Genomic DNA, 8603 nt, shown 5'->3' on the forward strand with positions numbered 1-8603 from the left:
TGTTTTTTTTTTTATTGTGGTGTTTTTTGCTTTGTCGGGGTGGCTTCGGGGGGGGGCGCCCCCCCCCCCCCCGCGGGGGGGGGCCCCCCCCCCCCCCCCCCCCCCCCGGCCCCTGCGTCGTTCCCCCGCGAATCGCTCACATGAGCAGGGCTATCCAACGTCATGTGATGTGTGCCATGGTACATGTCACACTCCCCACCGTGTGCACGACGGAGCCGCCCACGAGGCGCCGTCGCCAACGGTCCTCACCACCCCACCGGCCGCACCCCCAATGCGACCGACGACGGCCCGGAGGCCCCCACGTGAGTTCCGCGCGTCTGCTGCGACTCCCGCAGCTGGCAAGGCTGTTAGTACTCGCCCTGACCATGTTCCTGACGATCGGCCTGTTCGCCCCACAGAGCAAGGCCGCCCCCGCCGCCGCCCCCCGCGGCGCGGCCGCCCCCCCCCCCCCCCCCCCGCACGGGCCCCCGCCCCCCCAGCGCGCCCCCCACCGCGCGGCCGCCCCCACCACCCCCGCCGGACCGGCGCCGCAGCCCGCCGTCGGCGCCCCCGAACGCGGCCACACCGACCGGCAGTTCGCCTCTGCCGACCAGCGGGCCCCGCTCCCGCTCGACACCCGGCCGGCCGAGGCCCGGCCGACCGCCAAGGCCTTCTCCCTCGGCGCGGCGGCCGCCCAGCCCTGCAACGTCGGCGACTTCACCGGCCGGACGGGCGGCGACCTGGTCCAGCACATCAAGGCCGCCGACATCCAGTGCATCAACGGGCTCTTCCAGCTCACCGGCGCGGACGCGAGGGGCGCGTTCCGTGAGGAGCAGATGACCACCGTGGCGTACGCGCTGCGCGACGCGTCCGGCAGCTACCCGGGCGACAACTCGACCTCCGTCGAGCAACTGGTGCTGTACCTGCGCGCCGGGTACTTCGCGCAGTGGTACCACAAGGACGACGTCGGCACCTACGGCACCGCCCTCCAGACGGCGATCCGTTCCGGGCTGGACGCCTTCTTCGGCGGCGCGCACGTGCGGGACGTCGCCGCGGGCAACGCACCCATCCTGGGCGAGGCCGTCACCCTGATCGACAGCGCGCAGGAGAACATCCGCTACCTCCCGGTGGTCAAGCAGCTGCTGAACGACTACAGCAGCGCCACCTGGAACCCGGCCGGCATGGCCTGGGCGGTGAACCCGGCCTTCACGGTGCTGTTCCGCGGCCACCAGGTGACCGGCTTCGACGCGGCGGTCGAGGCCGACCCGAGCGTGCTGGACGCGCTGTCCGGCTTCGCGACCCGCAACAACGACCAGCTCGGTGGCGACTTCGGCGTGCTGGTCTACAACGCGGCCAAGGAGCTGACCCGCTTCCTGAAGGACACGGCGCTCCAGCCCAAGGTCCGTCCGCTCGCCAAGTCGCTGGTCGCGCAGTCCGCGCCGAACGGTCGCACCGTCTACCAGTGGGCCGCGGTCGCGGACGGGGTCGGCTACTACGACGCCGCCAACTGCGCCTACTACGGCACCTGCAACGCCTCCGACCAGCTCAAGGCGGGCGTGCTGACGGTCAACTACACCTGCAGCCCGAGCATCAAGCTGATCGCCCAGGCGCTGGACAACACCCAGCTGGGCACCGCCTGCACCAGCCTCACCGGCCAGGACGCGTACTTCCACTCGGTGGTGCGCGACAACGGCCCGGTCAAGGACGACAGCAACACCACGATCGAGGTGGTGGTCTTCCACTCCTCCCTGGACTACCAGGTGCTGGCCGCGGCCATCTACGGCATCGACACCAACAACGGCGGCATGTACCTGGAGGGCGACCCGGCCAAGGCCGGCAACCAGCCGCGCTTCCTCTGCTACGAGGCCGAGTGGGCCCGCCCGTCGTTCGAGATCTGGAACCTCAACCACGAGTACACCCACTACCTCGACGGCCGGTTCGACATGTACGGCGACTTCAACGCCGGCATGACCACCCCGACCGTCTGGTGGGTCGAGGGCTTCGCCGAGTACATCTCGTACTCGTACCGCAAGGTGACCAACGACGCCGCCATCGCGGCCGCCGCCCGGCACACCTACAAGCTGAGCGACCTCTTCGACACCGCCTACGGTGACCAGGACCGGGTCTACCGCTGGGGCTACCTCGCCGTCCGCTACATGCTGGAGCAGCACCGCGGCGACCTGGACACCGTCCTCGCCAAGTACCGCGTGGGCGACTGGGCCGGCGCCCGCACCCTGCTCAAGACCACCATCGGCACCCGCTACGACGCCGGCTTCGACAGCTGGCTGACGGCGTGCGCCAACGGCGCCTGCGCCTCCGGCGGAGGCACGCCCACCCAGCCGCAGCTGCCGGAGTGCGCCGGCACCGACATCCGCAAGCTGGACGCCAACTGCGCCCGCAGCAACATCGCGGCGACCACCGGCAACTACGCGCACTTCTACCTCCTGGTGCCGGCCGGCACCAAGCAGGTGAAGGTCACCACGAGCGGCGGCACCGGCAACGGCGACCTCTACTACAACCCGGCCTCCTGGGCGTACACCGACGCCAGCACGGCGCACTCGGCGGGGCCGGACAACTCCGAGACCCTGACGATCACCAACCCGCCGGCCGGCTACGTCTACTTCAGCCTCTACGCCCAGCAGGGCTTCAGCGGGGTGAGCGTCACGAGCGAACTCTGACCGGACGCTCGTCGAGCGACCGAATACGGACAGGTGACCGCCCCGGCGGAGCGCTTCGGCGCCCCGCCGGGGCGGGTCCGTGCCCGCTGGCGGCTAGGGCGGACCGGGCCTATTCGCCGATCCGGACCAGCGCCAGGGTGATGTTGTCCGGCCCGCCGGCCGCGATCGCCGCCTTCCAGAGCTCGAACGCGGCCCTCCCGTCGGCGCGGTCGGAGCCGTCGTGCGGCCGGGCGAGCAATTCGGCCAGCTCCTCCTCCGGCACCGGGTCGGTCAGGCCGTCGCTGCACACCAGGTAGCGGTCGCCGGCGGCCAGCGGTGCGGCGCGCACGTGCGGCTCGACGAAGGTCAGTCCGAGCGAGCCGCCCAGGGTCTGGGTGACCACCGAGGTGGTGCGCCGGCCGGGCGGCAGCGGCGGGCTGTCGTCCACGCTCACCCGGTGCAGCCCGTCCGGGGCGACCTGGTAGACCCGGCTGTCGCCCACGTTGAAGGCCACCGCCCGGCCGGGCAGCAGCACCAGGCCGGCCACCGTGGTGCCCATCGCGGCCAGCTCGGGTTCGCCGGCGGCGGCCGCGTACACCGCCCGGTTGCAGTCCTGGAGTTCCTCCCGGACGGCCTCCTCGCTGTCCAGTCCGGCGCCGTCGGCGGCCAGTCGGCGGGCCACCAGGGCGCTGGCGACCTCGCCGCCGGGGTGGCCGCCCAGGCCGTCCGCCACGGCGACCACGCAGGGCGGGCCGAGCGGGAACAGCAGGGTCTGCGGGTTGCCGGTCACGGTGGCGCAGAGTGTCCACGGCCCGACCGTGAGGCTGTCCTCGTTGTGCTGCCGCACCAGGCCCTCGTGGCTCAGCGCGCTCACCGCGATGTACGTCGCCATCGGTTCGCCGCCCTTCCGGAGCTCCTCCCTCAAGTGTGGGCGGGAATAACGATCCGCACCCGGGTGCTAAGGTGGTTGAAAGTTTAACGATCCGCCCCGAGAACCCCGTGCGCCCCGAGCGCCTGGGCGAGGGGCCGACCTGGAGTGTGGTGAGCAGCATGCAGTTCGGAATCTTCACCGTCGGCGACGTCACCCCCGACCCGACCACCGGCCGCACCCCGAGCGAGCACGAGCGGATCAAGGCCATGGTGGCCATCGCGCGCAAGGCCGAGGAGGTCGGCCTCGACGTCTTCGCGACCGGCGAGCACCACAACCCGCCGTTCGTCCCGTCCTCGCCGACGACCATGCTCGGCTACATCGCCGCGCAGACCGACCGCATCATCCTCTCCACCTCGACCACGCTGATCACCACCAACGACCCGGTGAAGATCGCCGAGGACTTCGCGATGCTCCAGCACCTCGCCGACGGCCGGGTGGACCTCATGATGGGCCGCGGCAACACCGGCCCGGTCTACCCGTGGTTCGGCAAGGACATCCGCCAGGGCATCCCGCTCGCGATCGAGAACTACGCGCTGCTGCACCAGCTCTGGCGCGAGGAGGTGGTGGACTGGCAGGGCCGCTTCCGCACCCCGCTGCGGTCCTTCACCTCCACCCCGCGCCCGCTGGACGGCGTCGCGCCGTTCGTCTGGCACGGCTCGATCCGCAGCCCGGAGATCGCCGAACAGGCCGCCTACTACGGGGACGGCTTCTTCGCGAACAACATCTTCTGGCCCAAGGAGCACTTCCAGAAGCTGATCGAGCTCTACCGCGAGCGCTACGCCCACTACGGCCACGGCACGCCCGAGCAGGCGTACGTCGGCCTCGGCGGGCAGGTGTTCATGCGGCGCAACTCGCAGGACGCGGTGCGGGAGTTCCGCCCGTACTTCGACAACGCGCCGGTGTACGGGCACGGGCCCTCGCTGGAGGAGTTCACCGAGCAGACCCCGCTGACCGTGGGCAGCCCGCAGGAGGTCATCGAGAAGACGCTGGCCTTCCGCGAGTCCTTCGGCGACTACCAGCGCCAGCTGTTCCTGATGGACCACGCCGGCCTGCCGCTGAAGACCGTGCTGGAGCAGCTGGACCTGCTCGGCGAGGAGGTCGTGCCGGTGCTGCGCGAGGAGTTCGCCAGGAACCGCCCGGCCGCGGTGCCGGACGGGCCGACGCACGCCGCGCGGGTCGCGGCCCGCAACGAGGAGTCCGTCGACGGGGAGTCCCTCGGTGGGAAGTCCGTCGGCGGGGAGACCATGGAGGTGGCCAAGTGACCGCGTACCGGCTGGTGGTGGTGAGCGCCGGGCTGAGCAAGCCGTCCTCGACCCGGCTGCTGGCCGACCGTCTCTGTGAATCGACGGTCCGTCAACTATCCGGTGGCGGGCGGCAGGTGGACGTCACGGTGGTCGAACTGCGTGACCTGGCCACGGAGATCGCCCACCACTTCGTCACCGGCTTCCCCGGCGCGGCGCTGCGCGGGGCGATCGACGCGGTGACCGGGGCGGACGCGGTGATCGCGGTGACGCCGATCTTCACCGCCTCCTACAGCGGCCTGTTCAAGTCGTTCTTCGACCTGGTCGACCACGACGCGCTCACCGGCAAGCCGGTGCTGATCGCCGCTACCGGCGGCACGCCCCGGCACTCGCTCGCCCTGGAGCACGCCGTCCGGCCACTGTTCAGCTACCTGCGCGCGGTGGTGGTGCCGACCGCCGTCTACGCGGCCACCGACGACTGGGGCGCGGCGGGGGACGGGCTCACCGACGGCCTCCCGGGCCGGATCGACCGCGCGGCGGGCGAACTGGCGGCCCTGCTGGCCGGCCGCGGCCCGGCGGCGCCGGCGCTGCCCGAACAGGTGGTGCCGTTCGCCGAGCAGCTGGCGGCCCTGCGCGGCTGACAGTCGGGGTGGAAGGGGCGGGCGCGTGACGGCGCGTCCGCCCCTTCCGCGTGCCCACCGGCCGATGGCGCCCCCGAACGGCCTCGGCGGACGGCGCGTCCGGGAGGGCCGTTCGGGGGAGTGCCGCCCGCGCCGAATGGTCCGCTATGGGGTGTAATCGTACGCATGATCAGATGTCCGCTGGTCCGTCACGCCGCTGGTCCGTCACGCCGTCGGCCCGCCCGGTCGGCGGCAGCCACGACACGCTGACCACCGGCCATGAGCGGGACGCCGCCCGGCCTCCCGCGCCACCGTGGAGGAACCCTCGCCATGCAGGCCGAACCGCAAGCCGTGCTCTCCCCGCTGACCAGCGCGGCGGTCTTCCTGGTCCTCACCGTCGAGCCCGGCGGCGAGGACGCCGTCCGCGACCTACTGCCCGACCTCGCCGGGCTGCGCCGCGCGGTCGGCTTCCGGGCCCCCGAGGGCGGCCTCACCTGCGTCACCGGCATCGGCTCGGACGCCTGGGACCGCCTCTTCGACGGCCCCAGGCCGGCCGGCCTGCACCCCTTCCGGGAGGTGGCCGGCACCCGCCACCGGGCCCCGGCCACCCCCGGCGACCTGCTGCTGCACCTGCGGGCCGCCCGGATGGACCTCTGCTTCGAGCTGGCCGGCCAGCTCACCGGCCGGCTGGCCGGGGCGGCCACCGTGGTGGACTCCGTCCAGGGCTTCAAGTACTTCGACGACCGGGACCTGCTCGGCTTCGTCGACGGCACCGAGAACCCCGAGGGCCGGGCCGCCGAGACCGCCGCCGTGGTCGGCGCCGAGGACCAGGCCTTCACCGGCGGCAGCTACGTCATCGTCCAGAAGTACCTGCACGACCTGGACGCGTGGAACGCGCTGAGCGTCGAGGACCAGGAACGGGCGGTCGGCCGCACCAAGCTCACCGACATCGAGTTCGACGACGACGCCAAACCGGCCGACTCGCACGTCGCGCTCAGCACCGTGACCGGGCCTGGCGGCGAGCAGCGGCAGATCGTCCGCTACAACATGGCCTTCGGCTCGTTCGACCGCGGCGGCGAGTTCGGCACCTACTTCATCGGCTACGCCCGCGATCCCGAGGTGACCGAGGAGATGCTGCGCAACATGTTCGTGGGCCGCCCGCCCGGTACCACCGACCGGCTGCTCGACTTCTCCACGGCCGTCACCGGCTCGCTGTTCTTCGTCCCGACCGCCGACTTCCTCGACGCCCCGCCGCCCGCGCCGTCGGCGCCCCCGGTGCGGTCGGCGCCGCCCGCTCCGCCCGCGCCGAGTGCTCCCCCCGCGACCGGCTCGCTCGGCATCGGCAGCCTGCGCGGCACGCCCTGAACCGGACCTCCCGACAAGGACCCGCACCATGAACAACCTGCACCGCGACCTCGCCCCCGTCTCCGCCGCAGCCTGGGCGGAGATCGAGGAGGAGGCCCGCCAGACCTTCAAGCTCCACATCGCCGGCCGCCGCGTGGTCGACCTGAACGGCCCCGACGGCTCCACCCTCGCCGCCGTCGGCACCGGCCACCTGACCGGCATCGAACCGCCCGCCGACGGCGTCCAGGCCCACGCCCGCGCCGCCCAGCCGGTGGTCGAGCTGCGCGTCCCCTTCACCGTCCGCCGCGAGGCCGTCGACGACGTCGAGCGCGGCTCCCGCGACTCCGACTGGCAGCCGGTGAAGGACGCCGCCCGCACCATCGCCCTCGCCGAGGACCGCGCCGTCTTCGAGGGCTACCGCGCCGCCGCCATCGAGGGCATCCGGGCCGGCTCCACCAACCCGCCGGTCCGGCTCCCCGAGGACGTCCGCGAGTACCCCGAGGCCGTCAGCCGCGCCCTCACCGCGCTGCGCCTGGCCGGCGTCGGCGGCCCCTACTCGCTCCTGCTCGGCGCGGACACCTTCACCGCCGTCAACGAGACCAGCGACCACGGCTACCCCGTCCACAACCACCTCGCCCGCCTCCTCGACGGGGACATCATCTGGGCCCCCGCCATCGAGGGCGCCCTCCTCCTCTCCACCCGGGGCGGCGACTTCGAACTCTTCCTCGGCCAGGACGTCTCCGTCGGCTACCTCTCCCACGACGCCGACACCGTGCGGCTCTACCTCCAGGAGTCCCTCACCTTCCGCGTCTACACGGGGGAGGCCGCCGTGGTGCTGGCCGCCTGAGGGCGCTGAGGGCGCCCTGAGGCCCAGCGCACACCGGGAAGGGTACTGAGTTCCTTTACCAGGGGTACTGAGTGCCGTATCCTCTTCGTGGAGCCTCCGACACCAGTCGAAGAGCGCCGACACGGTATGCCGGTCCAGGTGGCGCTCACGGCGCGCAGGGCGCGGCCGGGCCGGGATTGGCACTCAGTACCCTCGGCATGACGTGAGGCCATCGACCAGTGCGACCGTGACAGGAGAACCACTCATGAGCTTGAGGATCGTCGTCTGTGTGAAGTACGTGCCGGACGCGACGGGTGACCGTCGGTTCGCGGACGACCACACCACCGACCGGGAGGGTGTGGACGGCCTTCTGTCGGAGCTCGACGAGTACGGCGTGGAGCAGGCGCTGCGGATCGCGGCGGCGAACGAGGGCGCCGAGGTGACGGTGCTGACGGTCGGGCCGGACGATGCGAAGGACGCGCTGCGCAAGGCGCTGTCGATGGGTGCGGACAAGGCCGTGCACGTGAACGACGAGGACATCCACGGTTCGGATGTGATCGGGACGTCGGCGGTGCTGGCGAAGGCGCTGGAGAAGACCGGGTTCGACCTGGTGATCGGTGGGATGGCGTCGACGGACGGTTCGATGGGTGTGCTGCCGGCGCTGCTGGCGGAGCGGCTGGGCGTGGCGCAGGTGACGCTGCTGTCCGAGGTGTCGGTCGAGGGTGGTGTGGTGCGGGGCCGTCGTGACGGTGACGCGGCGACGGAGCTGGTGGAGGCGGCGCTGCCGGCGGTGGTGTCGGTGACGGACCAGTCGGGTGAGGCCCGGTACCCGTCGTTCAAGGGGATCATGGCGGCGAAGAAGAAGCCGGTCCAGTCGCTGGACCTGGACGATCTGGGCATCGAGGCCGACGAGGTCGGTCTGGCGGGTGCGTGGACGGCGGTGGAGTCGGTGGCGGCGCGTCCGGCGCGGACCGCGGGCACGGTCGTCAAGGACGAGGGCGAGGG

At 72.2% G+C, this 8603-nt stretch carries 7 protein-coding genes; 6 read left to right on the forward strand and 1 reads right to left on the reverse strand.

Annotated features, from left to right (window positions below; translation table 11 throughout):
* Positions 1–365: 365 nt before the first annotated feature.
* Positions 366–2657, forward strand: a complete 2292-nt coding sequence (locus tag ACFV61_RS15470) for a M9 family metallopeptidase (RefSeq protein WP_380492054.1) — start codon at positions 366–368, stop codon at positions 2655–2657.
* 109 nt (positions 2658–2766) lie between these two features.
* On the opposite strand, the gene ACFV61_RS15475 is transcribed toward ACFV61_RS15470, so the two are convergent.
* Positions 2767–3528, reverse strand: coding sequence for a PP2C family protein-serine/threonine phosphatase (locus ACFV61_RS15475; RefSeq protein WP_380346349.1), 762 nt, complete (start codon positions 3526–3528; stop codon positions 2767–2769).
* A 158-nt stretch (positions 3529–3686) separates the two neighbouring features.
* Between ACFV61_RS15475 and ACFV61_RS15480 the strand changes: the two genes are divergently transcribed.
* The 5 genes from ACFV61_RS15480 to ACFV61_RS15500 form a co-directional block, all read left to right on the forward strand.
* Positions 3687–4829, forward strand: a complete 1143-nt coding sequence (locus tag ACFV61_RS15480) for an LLM class flavin-dependent oxidoreductase (RefSeq protein WP_380492056.1) — start codon at positions 3687–3689, stop codon at positions 4827–4829.
* A complete protein-coding gene (locus tag ACFV61_RS15485; protein WP_380492058.1) occupies positions 4826–5449 on the forward strand; it encodes an FMN reductase in 624 nt (207 codons plus the stop codon). Before ACFV61_RS15480 ends, ACFV61_RS15485 begins: the two co-directional genes overlap by 4 nt.
* A 309-nt stretch (positions 5450–5758) precedes the next feature.
* Positions 5759–6793, forward strand: coding sequence for a Dyp-type peroxidase (locus ACFV61_RS15490; RefSeq protein WP_063346953.1), 1035 nt, complete (start codon positions 5759–5761; stop codon positions 6791–6793).
* Between the two features lie 28 nt (positions 6794–6821).
* Entirely contained in the window at positions 6822–7619 is a 798-nt protein-coding gene (locus tag ACFV61_RS15495; RefSeq protein ID WP_363371484.1) for a family 1 encapsulin nanocompartment shell protein, read from the forward strand.
* 244 nt (positions 7620–7863) lie between these two features.
* Positions 7864–8603 (forward strand): electron transfer flavoprotein subunit beta/FixA family protein (locus tag ACFV61_RS15500; RefSeq protein ID WP_380492060.1); only part of this gene is annotated, 740 nt, incomplete at its 3' end.

This window comes from Kitasatospora sp. NPDC059817 (genome assembly GCF_042731835.1).
In the GTDB taxonomy this organism is placed as follows: domain Bacteria; phylum Actinomycetota; class Actinomycetes; order Streptomycetales; family Streptomycetaceae; genus Kitasatospora.

Coding starts and splice junctions, on each gene's coding strand:
- ACFV61_RS15470 (WP_380492054.1), top strand. CDS start 366: ATGTTCCTGACGATCGGCCTGTTCGCCCCACAGAGCAAGGCCGCCCCC.
- ACFV61_RS15475 (WP_380346349.1), bottom strand. CDS start 3,528: ATGGCGACGTACATCGCGGTGAGCGCGCTGAGCCACGAGGGCCTGGTG.
- ACFV61_RS15480 (WP_380492056.1), top strand. CDS start 3,687: ATGCAGTTCGGAATCTTCACCGTCGGCGACGTCACCCCCGACCCGACC.
- ACFV61_RS15490 (WP_063346953.1), top strand. CDS start 5,759: ATGCAGGCCGAACCGCAAGCCGTGCTCTCCCCGCTGACCAGCGCGGCG.
- ACFV61_RS15495 (WP_363371484.1), top strand. CDS start 6,822: ATGAACAACCTGCACCGCGACCTCGCCCCCGTCTCCGCCGCAGCCTGG.